This window comes from Bradyrhizobium ingae (assembly GCF_055791185.1).
Window position 1 is genome coordinate 215,264 of the sequence record NZ_JBVUBB010000002.1, and the last position, 15,634, is coordinate 230,897.

Genomic DNA, 15,634 nt, shown 5'->3' on the forward strand with positions numbered 1-15,634 from the left:
CATGCAAGAACACACCAAATCGTCCTCGCTCGAAAACGCTATTGCACTGCAAAAATACGGCGTCGGACAGCCGGTCCGGCGCAAGGAGGACGACACGCTGGTGCGCGGCATGGGCCGCTATACCGACGATTTCAACCTGCCCGGCCAGGCCTATGCCGTGATCGTTCGCTCGACCCACGCTCATGGCGTGATCCGCGGCATCGGCACCGAGGCCGCCAGGGCGATGCCGGGCGTGCTGGGCGTGTGGACCGGGACCGACCTTAACGCCGCCGGCCACGGCCCCTTCACCTGCGGCTTGCCGCTGAAGAACCGCGACGGCTCGCCACTGCTCCAGACCAACCGCCAGCCGCTTGCGACCGACAAGGTCCGCTTCGTCGGCGATCCTATCGCCTTCGTGGTGGCGGAGACGCTGGCGCAGGCCCGCGACGCCGCTGAGGCCGTGGAGGCCGACATCGAGCCCCTGCCCGCGGTCACTGATCCCGAGGAGGCCGCGCAGGCCGGCGCGCCGCAGCTTTACGACCACATCCCGAGCAACGTCGCGCTAGACTATCACTTTGGCGACGCCGAGAAGGTCGAGGCGGCTTTCGCCAGCGCCGCGCATGTGACGAGGCTCGACATCGAGAACACCCGCGTCGCCGTGGTCTCGATGGAGCCCCGCGTCGGGCTCGCCTCCTACGACAAGAAGACCGAACGCTACACCCTGCAGGTGCCGACGCAGGGCGTTTCGGGCAATCGCGCCAATCTCGCCAAGAACCTGAAAGTGCCGAACGAGAAGGTGCGCATCCTCACCGCCAATGTCGGCGGCTCCTTCGGCATGAAGAACATCAACTACCCCGAATACATGTGCATCCTGTTTGCGGCGAAGACGCTGGGCCGTCCCGTGAAGTGGACCGACGAGCGCTCGACGAGCTTTCTTTCCGACAGCCACGGCCGCGCCCAGAAGATCCACGCCGAGCTGGCACTCGATGCCGAGGGGCATTTCCTCGCGGCCAAACTGTCCGGCTACGGCAATCTCGGCGCCTACATCACCGGCGTCGCGCCGAGCCCGCTCTCGCTCAACACCGGCAAGAATTTCGCCAGTGTCTACCGCACGCCGCTGATGGCGATCGACATCAAGACGGTGTTGACCAACACCACGCTGATGGGCGCCTATCGCGGCGCCGGCCGCCCCGAAGCGAACTACTACATGGAGCGGCTGATCGACCGCGCCGCCGACGAGATGGGCATCAGCCGGCTGACCCTGCGCAAGCGCAACTTCATCAAGCCGAACCAGATGCCGTTCCCTGCCTCCTCCGGCGTGACCTATGACAGCGGCGACTTCCAGGCCGTGTTCAACAAGGCGCTGGAGCTGTCGGACTATGAGAGCTTCTCCAAGCGCAAGAAGGAGAGCAAGAAGAGCGGCAAGCTGCGCGGCATCGCCATCGGCTCCTATCTCGAGGTCACCGCCCCTCCCGGCGTCGAGCTCGGCAAGATCGTGTTCGATCCCGATGGTACGGTGCGGCTCATCACCGGCACGCTCGACTACGGCCAGGGCCACGCGACGCCGTTCACGCAGGTGCTGTGCGCGGAGCTCGGTGTGCCCTTCGAGAGCGTGAAGCTCGTGCAGGGCGACAGCGATATCGTCCACACCGGCAACGGCACCGGCGGCTCGCGCTCGATCACCGCCAGCGGCATGGCGATCGTGGAATCCTCCCGCCTCGTCATCGAGAAGGGCAGGCGCGCCGCGGCGCATCTCATGGAGGCGTCCGAGGCCGACATCGAGTTTTCCGACGGCCGCTTCACCATCGCCGGCACCGACCGCAGCATCAACATCATGGACCTGGCCAAGCGCCTGCATGATGGCAAGGTGCCCGAGGGCGTGCCCTCCTCGCTCGACGTCGATCACACCACAGAGCCGGTACCCTCCGCCTTCCCGAACGGCTGCCATGTCGCCGAGGTCGAGATCGATCCGGATACCGGCGTGGTGCAGATCGTTCGCTACAGCGCCGTGAACGATTTCGGTACGGTGATCAATCCGATGCTGGTCGAGGGCCAGCTCCACGGCGGCGTCGTCCAGGGCATCGGTCAGGCGCTGATGGAGCATGTCCGCTACGACGACAGCGGTCAGCCGATCACGGGATCGCTGATGGACTACGCGCTGCCGCGCGCGGAAGACGTGCCGTTCATGAGCGTCGGCGATCACCCGGTGCCGGCCAAGAGCAATCCGCTCGGCACCAAGGGCTGCGGCGAGGCAGGCTGCGCCGGCAGCCTGTCGACGGTGGTCAATGCGGTGGTGGATGCTCTGTCCGACTACGGCATCAAGCACATCGACATGCCGCTGACGCCGGAGCGCGTGTGGCGGGCGATCCAGGATGCGAAGGGCGCGGCGTAAGGGGCGCAACGCCGCCTCCTTACCCTCCGCTGTCATCACCCGCGAAAGCGGGTGATCCAGTATTCCAGAGACAGCGACGAATACGGAGAAGCCGCGGCGTACTGTTATGCCCCGCTGGAGCCTGTCATCGGGCTCGCCGAAGGCGAGACCCGGTGGCGCGGCATGACAGCGAGTGCAGGAACCCCGGTCAATCCCCTCGCCTTTGGACGGCGAATGCGGTACCACGCGGCGAATGACGAGCCTCCCAGCCACACCCCGCATCTATGTCGACGCCGACGCCTGTCCGGTCAAGGACGAGATCTATCGCGTCGCTGTCAGGCATGGCGTGCCCGTGAGCGTGGTCGCGGGCAATTTCATCCGCGTGCCGCAGGACCCACTGATCGAGCGCATCGCCGCGGGCGCGGGGATGGACGCGGCCGACAACTGGATCGCGGAGCGGGCCGGTGACGGCGATATCGTGATCACCGCCGACATCCCGCTTGCGAGCCGCTGCGTGAAGGCGGGGGCCGACGTCATCGCGCCGAACGGCAAGCCGTTCACCGAGGAGTCGATCGGCATGACGCTTGCCGTGCGCAACCTGATGACGGATCTGCGCTCGGCTGGAGAAGTCACCGGCGGCCCGAGATCGTTCGCGCCGCGCGATCGTTCCGCATTCCTGTCCGCGCTCGACCAGACCATCCGCCGCATCCAGCGCCGCCGCGCCGAGCAGGCCGCAACGGTCAAAGGCTGATCATGGCGCCGCCGCTGATCCAGCTGAAAGACATCCGCCTCACCTTCGGCGGCACGCCGCTGCTCACGAGCGTCGAGCTCAACGTCGCGCCAAGCGAGCGCGTCTGCCTGATCGGCCGTAACGGCTCCGGCAAATCGACGCTGCTCAAGATCGCGGCCGGCCTCGTCGAGCCGGACGGTGGCACGCGTTTTGTCCAACCTGGTGCGACGATCCGCTATCTGCCTCAGGAGCCGGATTTCGACACTCACGCGACGACGCTCGCCTATGTCGAGGCCGGGCTCGCGCCCGGCGACGACCAGCATCAGGCACACTATCTGCTGGAACAGCTCGGGCTTACCGGCGAGGAGAATCCGGCGAATCTCTCGGGCGGCGAGGCCCGCCGCGCGGCGCTGGCGCGGGTGCTGGCGCCCTCGCCCGATATCCTGTTGCTGGACGAGCCGACCAACCATCTCGACCTCACCACCATCGAATGGCTGGAGCAGGAGCTCGACAGCCGGCGCAGCGCGCTGGTGCTCATCAGCCACGACCGCCGCTTCCTCTCCAATCTCTCGCGCTCGACCGCCTGGCTCGATCGCGGCAGGATCAAGCAGATCGATCGCGGTTTTGCCTCGTTCGAGGGCTGGCGCGACGAGGTGCTGGCGGAAGAAGAGCGCGACCAGCACAAGCTCGACCGCAAGATCGTCGACGAGGAGCACTGGCTGCGCCACGGGGTCTCTGGCCGGCGCAAGCGCAACGTCAAGCGGCTCGCCAATCTGCATGCGCTGCGTGCACAGCGACGCAACTATCGCGGCACCGCCGGCAGCGCCAACCTCGCCGCCGCGGAAGCGGAAGCCTCGGGCAAACTGGTGATCGAGGCGAAGGGCATCACCAAGGCCTATGGTGAGCGCAGGATCGTCGAGAATTTCTCCACCCGCATCCAGCGCGGCGACCGGCTCGGCATCATCGGGCCGAACGGCGCCGGCAAGACCACGCTGGTCAATCTTTTGACCGGCGGGACAGAGCCGGATTCCGGCACTTTGAGGCTGGGCGCCAATCTGGAGATGGCGACGCTCGACCAGCACCGCGAAAGCCTCGATCCCAAATCGACGCTCGCCGAGGCCCTCACCGGCGGCCGTGGCGATCACGTCATGGTCGGCGGCAAGCCGAAGCATGTCGTCGGCTACATGAAGGACTTTCTGTTCGCGCAGGAGCAGCGCGGCACGCCGCTGGAAGTTCTGTCGGGCGGCGAGCGCGGCCGGCTGATGCTGGCGCGCGCGCTGGCAAAGCCATCGAACCTTCTGGTGCTGGACGAGCCGACCAACGATCTCGACCTCGAGACGCTCGATGTGCTCGAGGAGATGCTCGGCGATTACGAGGGCACGGTGATCCTGATCAGCCACGACCGCGACTTCCTCGACCGCGTCGTGACATCGGTGATCGCGCCCGAGGGCAACGGCAAATGGATCGAATATGCCGGCGGCTACAGTGACATGCTGGCGCAGCGCGGCGCCGACCTGAAGCGCGAGACGGTGAAGGCGCAGGTTCCCGCGGAGAAGAAAGAAGAGCGCCCCGCCGCCCCTACATCCGCGCCAAAACGGCGCTTAAGCTTCAACGAGAAGCATGCACTGGAAACGCTGCCGAAGAAGATCGAGAGCCTGCACGCTGACATCGCGAAATTGCAGCAGGTGCTCGACGATCCCGGTCTCTACGCCAAGGACCGCAAGAAATTCGACAATACATCTGCCGCGATCGCCAAGGCGCATGACGAACTTTCCGCCGCCGAAGAACGCTGGCTTGAACTTGAAATGCTCCGCGAAGAGATTGAACAGGCATAGCGCGTATTCCGCAAAAGTGGGCACCGGCTTTGCGATCAGAATGCGCGCCAACTAAGGGACTCCCATGACCACGCCCCTCGCCGCCAAGATCGCCCGTGAATATGGCACGCCCTGTGCCGTCATCGACATGGACAAGGTCGAGCGCAATATCGCGCGCATCCAGAAGGCTTGCGATGACGCCGGCGTTGCCCACCGGCCGCATATCAAGACGCACAAGAACCCGACTCTGGCGAAGATGCAGGTCGCCGCCGGCGCAAAAGGCATCACCTGCCAGAAGCTCGGCGAGGCCGAGATCATGGCCAATGCCGGCATCGACAACATCCTGATCAGCTACAACCTGCTCGGCGAAGAGAAGATGGCGCGCCTGGGAGCGCTGCAGGCCAAGGCCAAGATGACGGTCGCGGCCGACAACTCCACCGTGGTTGCCGGCCTGCCGAAGGCTGCGGCGGCGTCAGGCCGGCCCCTGTCGGTGGTGGTCGAATGCGACACAGGACGCAAGCGCGCCGGCGTCGAGACGCCGGCCGAGGCGATTGCGTTGGCGCGCGAAATCGCGGCCTCCAAGGGACTGCAATTCGCCGGCTTCATGATGTATCCGACCGAGACCGGCTGGGACGATGCGCAGAAGTTCTACGACGAGGCGCTGGCCGGCGTGCGCGTGCATGGGTTGGAGGCCACGATCGTCTCGACCGGCGGCACGCCGAACCTCGTCAATATCGGCAAGCTCAAGGGCGGCACCGAGCACCGCTTCGGCACCTACATCTACAACGATCGCATGCAGGTCGCAGCCGGCGTCGCCACTTGGGACGACTGCGCGCTGCATATCTATTCGACGGTCGTCAGCCGCGCCGCGCCCGAACGTGGCATCCTCGATGCCGGCTCGAAGACGCTGACCTCGGACACCGGCGGGCTCGACGGCCACGGCCTGATCCTCGAACACCCCGAAGCCAAGATCGCGCGCTTCGCCGAGGAGCATGGCTTCCTTGACCTCTCCCGCAGCAACACCCGGCCCAATGTCGGCGACATCGTGCGCATCGTGCCGAACCACGTCTGCGTCGTCGTCAACATGATGGATGAGGTCGTGATGGTGCGCGGCGATGAAATCATCGGCACGCTGCCGGTGGCTGCACGGGGGAAGCTGCGGTAGCGCGCATAGGGATTCTACCGTGGGTGGGCAAAGGCGCACAGCGCCGTGCCCACCATCTTTCAAGGATTGCGACAGAAGAGGTGGGCACGCTCCGCTTTGCCGACCCTACGATTTTGCGTCAGTGCGAGAAACGAAGCGACGAGGCAATCCGGACTGACACCGCGGAGGAATTCTGGATTGCCTCGCTGCGGTCGCAATGACGATGGTTAGGCAGCGAGCCACTTCAACACGCCCCGCCCCGCAGCAACGCCGGTCGCAAACGACGCCTGCAACAGATAGCCCCCAGTCGGCGCTTCCCAATCCAGCATCTCGCCAGCCGCGAAGACGCCAGGCAGCTTTCGGAGCATGAAATCGGCATCGAGCTCATCCAAGGAGATGCCGCCGGCACTTGAAATGGCGCGCGCGATTGGAGCTACGCCGGTGAGCTTGATCGGCACGGCGTTGATCAGCTCGGCGAGCTGAGCCGGCGCGAGCGCGGACAGGGTTAGCCCCGCACCGATCGCGGCCTCCTGCACGAGCCCGACCGCGACTGGCGATAGCTGCACCGATTTGCGCAGGAAGTTGGACAGCGATTGCTTTCCGCGCGGCGCTGACAAGCGCCTGACCAGATCGGTCTTGTCGAGATCAGGCCGAAGCGCGATTTGCAACTTCGCCTCGCCGCTCGCCGCAACCGCCTCGCGCAATTCGGCCGACAGCGCATAGATAGCACCACCTTCGATGCCGGCATGCGTAATGATTGCCTCGCCGCGCACCGTGTGTCCGCCGAAGACGAGGGCGATACCTTTCAGCGGCTGGCCTTCGAAGCGCGTGCGGAACACATCGGACCAGGCGACGGTGAAGCCGCAATTCGCGGGCCGCAGCGGCGAGATCGCCACGCCCCTCCCGGCGAGCAATTTGGTCCACCCGCCGTCGGAACCCAGCCGCGGCCAGCTTGCGCCGCCGAGCGCGAGCACGGTCGCCGTAGCGTCGATGGCTGAAGGGCCGTTGGCCGTCAGAAACATCAGCCGCCCCTCGTCGTCCCATCCGGTCCAGCGGTGGCGGAATGCAAACGTGACACCGGCCGCATCGAGCCGGCGCAGCCAGGCCCGCAGCAAGGGTGAGGCCTTGAACGCCTTGGGAAACACACGCCCGCTGCTGCCGACGAAAGTCGGCTCGCCCAGCGCCTCGCACCATTCACGCAAGCCGGCCGGCGGAAACGCATCGATTGCGGCTTGAAGTTTCGGCGCCGCCTCGTGGTAGCGCGCCATGAACTGCAGCAGCGGCTCGCTATGCGTGAGGTTGAGCCCACCACGGCCGGCCATCAGGAATTTGCGCCCCGCGGACGGCATGGCGTCGTATACGGTGACGGCAGCGCCGCCCGCTGCCAACACCTCCGCCGCCATCAGCCCGGCGGGACCGGCGCCGATGACAGCGACGTTGGTCAGAGTTTTACCCCGGCACGTGCCGCCGCTTGCGCGACATATTTCTGCGTCTGCTCGAAGGCGCCCTGCAATGCCCTGGCCTTCGACATATCGCTGATCTCCGCGAAATGCGCGGCGATCGCATCGGGCGTCCAGTCCGACTGCGGCAGATTGATGCCCTCGCTCTCGATGATCCTGATTACCGCAAACGAGCCGGCGCCGGCGCCCATGATGGTACGTGTCGGGGCGTCCTCGCTGAGCATGTATTCGACCGCCGGCGTGATTGCCTCCGGCCTCATCAGTTGCAGCGCCTGCGGCGGCAGCAGCTCTTCGGTCATGCGGGTGGCGGCCGTCGGCGAGATGATGTTGACGCGGATGTCTGTCTTGCGGCCCTCTTCCGCGAGCACGTTCATCAGGCCGACCATGCCGGATTTCGCCGCGCCGTAATTGGCCTGTCCGAAATTGCCATAGAGTCCGGAGGACGACGTCGTCAGCACGATGCGGCCGTAGTTGCGATCGCGCATGCCGGCCCACACCGCCTTGCAGCAGTAGAAGGTGCCGACGAGATGCACGTCGAGCACTTTCTGGAAGTCGGCCGCTTCCATCTTGCCGAACGACTTGTCGCGCAGGATGCCGGCGTTGGCGCAGAGCAGATCGACGCTGCCCCACTCCTTGGTGGCGCGCTCGACCATCGCAGTGACCTGCTCGAAACTGGAGACATCGGCGCCGTCGGCCATCGCGGTGCCGCCCGCCTTGCGGATCTCCTCGACGACGGCCTCTGCCGGCGACAGCGAAGCTCCCGTTCCGTCGCGCGCGCCGCCGAAATCGTTGACCACGACCTTGGCCCCGCGGCTCGCGAGCCCTAGCGCATGCGCCCGCCCCAGACCATTGCCCGCACCGGTGACGATGGCGACGCGTCCGTCAAACCTGATTGCCATGAGTGTTGCTTCCTGGAAGTTAGATCGTCGTGGCCGGGCTCGACCCGGCCATCCATCAAAATCGACAGGCTTTTGAGCAGCGATGGATTGCCGGGTCAAGCCCGGCAATGACGGGCGGCTTTACGCGAAATAGATCAACCCCAGCCACTCGGCGACGAGCGCCGGTTTGTCCTCGCCTTCGATCTCCACCGTCACATTGGTGCGGGACTGCAATTCCGTAGGCTTGCGCAGCTTCGCCTCCGCCAGCACGAAACGGCCGCGGACGCGCTTGCCCGCACGCACCGGCGAGATGAAGCGCAGCTTGTCGAAACCGTAGTTGACGCCCATCGTGGTGCCGGCGATCACCGGCATCACCTCGTATGACATGATCGACAGCAGCGACATCGTCAGGAAGCCATGCGCGATGGTGGTACCGAACGCGGTCTCTTTCTTCGCGCGCTCGGGATCGACGTGGATGAACTGGTGGTCTTCGATCACGTCGGCATAGGTATCGATGCGCGGCTGGTCGATCAGGTGCCACGAGGACACGCCGACCTCCTTGCCAACGAGGGCCTGATAGGCCTCGAGCGTGATCGGCGGCTTCTTCCAGACTTCATTCATTCGTTTCAGGTCTCGCTTCTTGCTTTGGGCAGGTCGGGAAAGTCCTCCTCGCGGAATTCCCGGCCGCGCAGGGGATCGTCGCGATTATCATCACGCTCGAGCCTGCGTAGCTGCACGCGGCGGATTTTTCCAGAGATTGTCTTCGGCAGCTCGGTAACGATCTCGATGCGACGAATGCGCTTGAACGGCGCAAGGCGTGTATGGAGGTGCTTGAAAATGGACAGCGCCGTCTCCGGTGAGCGGTCGGCGCCTGAGGTCAGCAGTACGAAGGCCTTGGGAATCGCCAGCCGGATCGGATCCGGGCTCGGCACCACGGCAGCTTCCGCGACCAGTTCATGCTCGAGCAGCACGCTCTCGAGCTCGAACGGGCTGATGCGATAGTCGGAGGATTTAAACACATCGTCGGAGCGGCCGACGAAGGTGAGATAGCCCTCCTCGTCCGCGAAAACCACGTCGCCGCTGCGATAGAGCTCGCCTTCCGCGCCGGATAATTTTCCGTCGTCGCCTTGATAGCCCTGCATCAGGCCGGCGGGATGGCTGTCGCCGAGCACGAGCGTCACCTCGCCCTCCTTCACCGGGTTGCCGTCGGCATCGCTGATCTGCACGCGAAAGCCCGGCAGCGGCCTGCCCATCGAGCCGATCTTGACCTGCTGCCCCGGCGAATTGCCCGCAAGCGCCGTGGTCTCGGTCTGGCCGTAACCATCGCGGATCGTCAGCCCCCAGGCAGCGCGCACCTGGTCGATGACCTCAGGATTGAGCGGCTCGCCGGCACCGCAGGCCTCGCGCAAGGATACCTTGAACGCGGCAAGGTTCTCCTGGATGAACAGCCGCCACACCGTCGGCGGAGCGCACAGCGTGGTGACGCCACAGCGGCCGATGGTGGCGAGCAGCTCCTTGGCGTCGAAGCGCGGCTGGTTGACCACGAACACTGTGGCGCCGGCATTCCAAGGCGCGAAGAAGCAGCTCCAGGCGTGCTTGGCCCAGCCGGGCGAGGAGATGTTCAGATGCACGTCGCCGGGCTGCAGGCCCAGCCAATACATCGTGGAAAGGTGGCCGACCGGATAGCTGCGCTGGCTGTGCCGCACGAGCTTTGGCTTTGCCGTGGTGCCCGAGGTGAAATAGAGCAGCATCGGGTCGTCAGCGTTCGTGGGGCCATCGGGCGCAAATGTCTCGGGAGCTCTTGCAGCCTCTTCAAAGGCGATCCAGCCGTCGGAGGCCGCGCCCACCACGATGCGAACGAGACCGTCAGCACCGATGCTGGCGAACTTCGCCATCTGATCCTGTGCCGCGACCACCGCCCTCGCCCTGCCGCGGTCGAGGCGGTCGCGCAGCTCATCCGCGGTGAGCAGCGTCGTGGCCGGAATCACGACGACGCCAAGCTTCATCGCCGCCAGCATGGTTTCCCAGAGCGGCACCACATTGCCGAGTAGCAGCAGGAGATGGTCGCCGCGCTTCAGGCCCTGCGCGCGAAGGAAGTTGGCGACCTGGTTGGAGCGGCGCGACAGTGTTTCGAACGACAGTTTCGTTTGCCGGTCGTGCGCGGCATCGACGATCCAGAGCGCAGGCCGATCCTTGCTCTCGGTATTTTGTGCCAGCTCAGCATCGAACCAGTCGAGCGCCCAATTGAAGGGAACCGGATCGGGCCAGCGGAAGCCTCTGACAGCTGTCTCGTAATCCGCGCGGTGTTGCAGCAGAAACGCCCGCGCTTCCCGAAATGTCGTCATGGTCCGAGCCCGTCGAATTGACCTTCGAAGCGTAGCCCGGATGGAGCAAAGCGCAATCCGGGCACGGCCACGATTGGCCCAAGCTGTCCCGGATTTCGCTTCGCTCCATCCGGGCTACGAGCAAAGCCTCGCTATCGTTCAGCGAGGCTGCGAACGTGCTTGATAATTCCGGAAAAATCTACCCCGCCGTGACCGGCTGCGTCGAAAGACTGATAGATCTCCTGCGCATGCTTGCCGAGCGGGGTCGCAGCGCCAGCGGCCTTCGCAGCGTCCTGCGCCAGGGTCAGGTCCTTCACCATCAGCGCCGAGGCAAAACCCGGCTTGTAGTCGTTGTTGGCAGGCGAGGTCGGTACCGGTCCCGGCACCGGGCAATAGGTCGTCAGCGACCAGCATTGGCCCGACGAGGTTGAGGCCACATCGAACAAGGCCTGGTGCGAGAGCCCGAGCTTCTCGGCGAGCGCAAAGGCTTCGCTCACCGCGATCATGGAAATGCCGAGGATCATGTTGTTGCAGATCTTGGCCGCCTGACCCGCACCGGCACCGCCGCAATGCACGATCTTCTTGCCCATCTTCTCCAGCACAGGTTTTGCCGCGGCAAAGGCCTTCTCGCCGCCGCCACACATGAAGGTGAGCGTCGCGCCCTTGGCGCCGCCGGTGCCGCCGGAGACCGGCGCATCCACGGAAAGCACACCGTGCTGGCTGGCCAGAACATGCGCCTGCCGCGCGCTCTCGACGTCGATGGTCGAGCTGTCGATGATCAGAGCGCCCTTGCTCATCGCCGGAACGACGTCGCTCCAGACGCCGAGCACATGCTTACCGGCCGGCAGCATGGTGACGACGGTGTCGGCGCCCGTCACGGCACCGGCCGCGGTCTCGGCAATGCTGGCACCATCGGCCTTAGCCTGGTTGCGCGAAGCCTCGACGAGGTCGAACGCGACCACCTTGTGACCGGCCTTGACCAGATTGGCCGCCATCGGGCCGCCCATGTTGCCGAGACCGATGAATGCGATCGTGGCCATCTTCGTTTCCTCCGCTTGAGCGCGTTTCGTTGCTTTAGCTAAATTTCAGCTCGTCGGCGCCGATCTCGGCGAAGTACGGCGCAACCAAGTCAGGCGTGACATCCTCGATCCGCGATGGCGACCAGGTCGGATTGCGGTCCTTGTCGATCACGGCCGCGCGCACGCCCTCGCGGAAATCGTCGCTGCGGAAGACCTCCAGCGCCGCGCGATATTCGCGCACCAGGCATTCTTCCAGCGAGCGCGACTGCCGCGCCAACCGCAACAGCTTCAGCGTCACTACCATGCCGCGCGGCGATTTTTCGCCGAGTGTCTTGAGCGTGGATTGTGCGAATTCGGAGCCGTCGCGCTTGAGAGCCGCAACGATGTCTTCCATGCGATCGAAGGCGAACAGCGCATCGATCGTCGACTGCCTTGCGGCCACCGGCCCAGCGGTCTCGTCGGTCGCAAAGCTGCCGATGAGCTTGCTCACCTCGGCGGTCGTCGCACCGCGGCGAACCTTCGTTAGCGCCTTGCGTAGCTCCGATAGCTTCGCGGCAGGCACGACAGCATCGGCAAACTTCGCATGGATCGCATCCGGCCCGTTCATGGTCTGACCGGTCAGACCGAAGAATGTGCCGATCTCGCCCGGCGCGTGGGACAACAGATAGGTGCCGCCGACATCGGGAAAGAAGCCGAGGCCGACCTCGGGCATCGCAAGCTTGGTGCGATCGGTGACGACACGATGGCTGGCGTGGGCCGACAGGCCGACGCCACCGCCCATCACGATACCGTCCATGAAGGCCACATATGGCTTCGGGAATTTCTTGATCCGGGCGTTGAGGATGTACTCCTCGCGCCAGAGTATCTTGCCGAGATCGCCATCGACCTTCGAGCTTTCCCAGAGCGATCGGATGTCGCCGCCGGCGCACAGGCCGCGCTCGCCGGCGCCCTCCAGCAGGATCACGCTGACGGCGGGATCGCTCTCGAACCGATCGAGCGCCTTGTCGATGTCGCGAAACATCTCCAGCGTCACGGCGTTGATCGCCTTGGGCCGGTTGAGCCGGATCACGCCGGCCGCACCTTCGAGGCGTGCGATCAGATCGCCCTTTTCAACCACCACCGTCATCGCGCGCCCTCAATCAATTTGCGCGCCACGATCAGCCGCATGATCTCGTTGGTGCCCTCGAGAATCTGGTGCACGCGCAAATCGCGCACGATCTTCTCGATACCGTATTCGCTGAGGTAGCCATAGCCGCCGTGAAGTTGCAGCGCGTGGTTGGCGACCTCGAAGCCGACATCTGTGCCGAAGCGCTTTGCCATGGCGCAGAGCATGGTGGCATCCGGGTCCTTCCGATCGAGCGCAGCCGCAGCACGCCACAGGAAGGTGCGCGCGGCCTCGAGCTCGATTGCCATGTCGGCAAGGCGGAATTGCAGCGCCTGGAATTCGTCCAGCCGCTTGCCGAAGGCCTTGCGCTCCTTCATGTAGGCACGCGCCTTGTCGAGTGCGGCCTGCGCGCCACCAAGCGAGCACGCAGTGATGTTGAGGCGACCGCCGTCGAGGCCGGCCATCGCAATCTTGAAGCCGATGCCCTCATCGCCCAGCCGGTTCTCCACGGGCACGCGCGCATTCTCGAAGATCACGGCGCGGGTGGGCTGAGCGTTCCAGCCCATCTTGCGTTCGTTGGCGCCGAACGATACGCCCGGCGTCTTGCCATCGATAACCAGCGTCGAGATTCCGCTGGGACCATCGCCGCCAGTCCGTACCATGGCAACCAGCACATCGGTACCGCCAGCGCCCGAGATGAACTGCTTCTGGCCATCGAGAACGTAATGATCGCCGTCACGCACCGCGCGGGTGCGCAGCGCCGCCGCGTCGGAGCCGGCGCCAGGTTCGGTCAGGCAGTAGCTTGCAATCAGCTCCATGGTGCAGAGCTTTGGCAGCCACATCTGGCGCTGGGTGTCGCTGCCGAAGGCGTCGATCATCCAGGACGCCATGTTGTGGATGGAGATGAAGGCCGAGGTGGTCGGACAGCCCGTCGCGAGCGCCTCGAAGATCAGCGCCGCGTCGAACCGCGTCATGGCGGAGCCGCCGACATCGTCGCGGATGTAGATCCCGCCCATCCCGAGCTTTGCGGCCTCGCGCATCACGTCGACGGGGAAATGCTTCTCCTCGTCCCAGCGCAGCGCGTGCGGCGCGATCTTCTCCGCCGCAAACGCCGACGCCATGTCGCGAACCGCGACCTGATCCTCGTTCAGAGCGAACTGCATGGTGGGCTGCTCGTTCTTCTGGTCATTGCGAGGAGCGAAGCGACGAAGCGATCCATTCCTTCCTGCCGCGGCAAGACTCTGGATTGCTTCGCTGCGCTCGCAATGACGGCTGGCTACACCGTCACTTCATCAACGGGATCGAGAACTCCGCGCCTTCCTTGACGCCGGACGGCCAGCGCGAGGTCACCGTCTTGGTCTTGGTGTAGAAGCGGACCGAGTCCGGGCCGTGCTGGTTGAGATCGCCGAAGCCCGATTTCTTCCAGCCGCCGAAGGTGTAATAGGCGATCGGCACCGGGATCGGCACGTTGATGCCGACCATGCCGACGTTCACCTTGGCCGCGAAGTCGCGCGCGGCATCGCCGTCACGGGTGAAGATCGCAACGCCATTGCCGTAGTCATGATCCGACGGCAGCGCCAGCGCCTCATTGTAGTCGTGCGCGCGCACCACCGAGAGCACGGGGCCAAAGATCTCTTCCTTGTAGATCCGCATGTCCTTGGTAACGTTGTCGAACAACGAGCCGCCGAGATAAAACCCCTTCTCGTAGCCCTGCATCTTGAAGCCGCGGCCGTCGACCGCAAGCGTCGCGCCCTCCTTGATGCCGATATCGATGTAGCTCTTCACCTTCTCGACCGCCTCGCGCGTCACCAGCGGACCGTAGTCGGCTGAGGGATCGATCGATGTTCCGATCTTGAGCGACTCCACTCGCGGAATCAGCTTCTCCATCAGGCGGTCGGCGGTGGTCTTGCCGACGGGCACCGCCACGGAGACCGCCATGCAGCGCTCGCCGGCCGAGCCGTAGCCCGCCCCGATCAGCGCATCGACCGTCTGGTCCATGTCGGCATCGGGCATCACGATGGCATGGTTCTTGGCGCCGCCAAAGCACTGACAGCGCTTGCCGGTCTGCGCTGCGCGCTCGTAGATATATTGCGCAATCGGCGTAGAGCCGACGAAGCCGATGGCCTTGATGTCGGGATCGTCGAGGATGGCGTCGACCGCTTCCTTGTCGCCGTTGATGACGTTGAGGATGCCGGCCGGCAGGCCCGCCTCCATCATCAGTTCGGCAAGCCGCATCGGCACGCCGGGATCGCGCTCGGAGGGTTTCAGGATGAAGGCATTGCCGCAGGCGATTGCGGGTGCGAACTTCCACATCGGGATCATCGCCGGGAAATTGAACGGCGTGATGCCGGCGACGACGCCGAGCGGTTGGCGTAGCGAATAGATGTCGATGCCGGGACCGGCGCCTTCGGTGTACTCGCCCTTCATCAGGTGCGGAATGCCGCAGGCGAACTCCGCGACCTCGAGGCCGCGCTGGATGTCGCCCTTGGCATCGGGCACGGTCTTGCCATGCTCGCGCGCGAGCAGCTCAGCGAGCTTGTCGTAGTCGCGCTGCACGAGCTCCAGGAACTTCATCATGACGCGAGCGCGGCGCTGCGGGTTGGTCGCGGCCCACTCCGGCTGCGCGGCACGGGCGTTCTCGACGGCTGCACGAACTTCCGCTTTTGACGCCAGAGCCACCTTGGCCTGAACGTCACCGGTCATCGGTTCGAAAACGTCGGCGGTGCGGCCCGAGGTGCCCTTGACCTCCTTGCCACCGATGAAATGTCCGATTGCGCGCATGGATTAATCTCCCTGAGACCGAGTCTTGA

At 65.0% G+C, this 15,634-nt stretch carries 12 protein-coding genes; 4 read left to right on the forward strand and 8 right to left on the reverse strand.

Annotated features, from left to right (window positions below):
- The first annotated feature begins 1 nt into the window (after position 1).
- The 4 genes from ACV1FX_RS03590 (at position 2) to ACV1FX_RS03605 (ending at position 6,059) form a co-directional block, all read left to right on the forward strand.
- Positions 2 to 2,371 (forward strand): xanthine dehydrogenase family protein molybdopterin-binding subunit, encoded by a 2,370-nt coding sequence (locus ACV1FX_RS03590; protein ID WP_473116167.1) that lies wholly within the window; start codon positions 2 to 4, stop codon positions 2,369 to 2,371.
- 232 nt (positions 2,372 to 2,603) lie between these two features.
- On the forward strand, positions 2,604 to 3,101 hold the full coding sequence (locus ACV1FX_RS03595) for a YaiI/YqxD family protein (protein WP_473116168.1): 498 nt from the start codon (positions 2,604 to 2,606) through the stop codon (positions 3,099 to 3,101).
- Between the two features lie 2 nt (positions 3,102 to 3,103).
- Entirely contained in the window at positions 3,104 to 4,915 is a 1,812-nt protein-coding gene (locus ACV1FX_RS03600) for an ABC-F family ATP-binding cassette domain-containing protein (protein ID WP_473116169.1), read from the forward strand.
- A 64-nt stretch (positions 4,916 to 4,979) separates the two neighbouring features.
- Positions 4,980 to 6,059, forward strand: a complete 1,080-nt coding sequence (locus ACV1FX_RS03605) for a D-TA family PLP-dependent enzyme (RefSeq protein WP_473116170.1) — start codon at positions 4,980 to 4,982, stop codon at positions 6,057 to 6,059.
- 206 nt (positions 6,060 to 6,265) lie between these two features.
- Here ACV1FX_RS03605 and ACV1FX_RS03610 read toward each other — a convergent pair whose 3' ends face one another.
- From ACV1FX_RS03610 to ACV1FX_RS03645, 8 genes are all read right to left on the reverse strand, one after another.
- The gene (locus ACV1FX_RS03610) at positions 6,266 to 7,483 is read right to left on the reverse strand and encodes a BaiN/RdsA family NAD(P)/FAD-dependent oxidoreductase (protein ID WP_473116442.1); all 1,218 of its coding nucleotides are present in this window, start codon (positions 7,481 to 7,483) and stop codon (positions 6,266 to 6,268) included.
- Positions 7,480 to 8,397 (reverse strand): SDR family NAD(P)-dependent oxidoreductase, encoded by a 918-nt coding sequence (locus ACV1FX_RS03615; protein WP_473116171.1) that lies wholly within the window; start codon positions 8,395 to 8,397, stop codon positions 7,480 to 7,482. The genes ACV1FX_RS03610 and ACV1FX_RS03615 overlap by 4 nt, the downstream gene beginning before the upstream one ends.
- Before the next feature lie 120 nt (positions 8,398 to 8,517).
- Positions 8,518 to 8,997 (reverse strand): MaoC family dehydratase, encoded by a 480-nt coding sequence (locus tag ACV1FX_RS03620; RefSeq protein ID WP_473116172.1) that lies wholly within the window; start codon positions 8,995 to 8,997, stop codon positions 8,518 to 8,520.
- Between the two features lie 5 nt (positions 8,998 to 9,002).
- Positions 9,003 to 10,721 (reverse strand): AMP-binding protein, encoded by a 1,719-nt coding sequence (locus tag ACV1FX_RS03625; protein ID WP_473116173.1) that lies wholly within the window; start codon positions 10,719 to 10,721, stop codon positions 9,003 to 9,005.
- 131 nt (positions 10,722 to 10,852) lie between these two features.
- Entirely contained in the window at positions 10,853 to 11,740 is an 888-nt protein-coding gene (gene mmsB, locus ACV1FX_RS03630) for a 3-hydroxyisobutyrate dehydrogenase (RefSeq protein ID WP_473116174.1), read from the reverse strand.
- A 34-nt stretch (positions 11,741 to 11,774) separates the two neighbouring features.
- On the reverse strand, positions 11,775 to 12,845 hold the full coding sequence (locus tag ACV1FX_RS03635) for an enoyl-CoA hydratase/isomerase family protein (protein WP_473116175.1): 1,071 nt from the start codon (positions 12,843 to 12,845) through the stop codon (positions 11,775 to 11,777).
- Positions 12,842 to 13,987 (reverse strand): isobutyryl-CoA dehydrogenase, encoded by a 1,146-nt coding sequence (locus tag ACV1FX_RS03640; protein ID WP_473116176.1) that lies wholly within the window; start codon positions 13,985 to 13,987, stop codon positions 12,842 to 12,844. The genes ACV1FX_RS03635 and ACV1FX_RS03640 overlap by 4 nt, the downstream gene beginning before the upstream one ends.
- Positions 13,988 to 14,108: 121 nt before the next feature.
- Positions 14,109 to 15,605 carry a CoA-acylating methylmalonate-semialdehyde dehydrogenase gene (locus tag ACV1FX_RS03645; protein WP_473116177.1) on the reverse strand — a complete coding sequence of 499 codons (1,497 nt, stop codon included), beginning with the start codon at positions 15,603 to 15,605 and terminating at the stop codon, positions 14,109 to 14,111.
- Between the last annotated feature and the right edge of the window lie 29 nt (positions 15,606 to 15,634).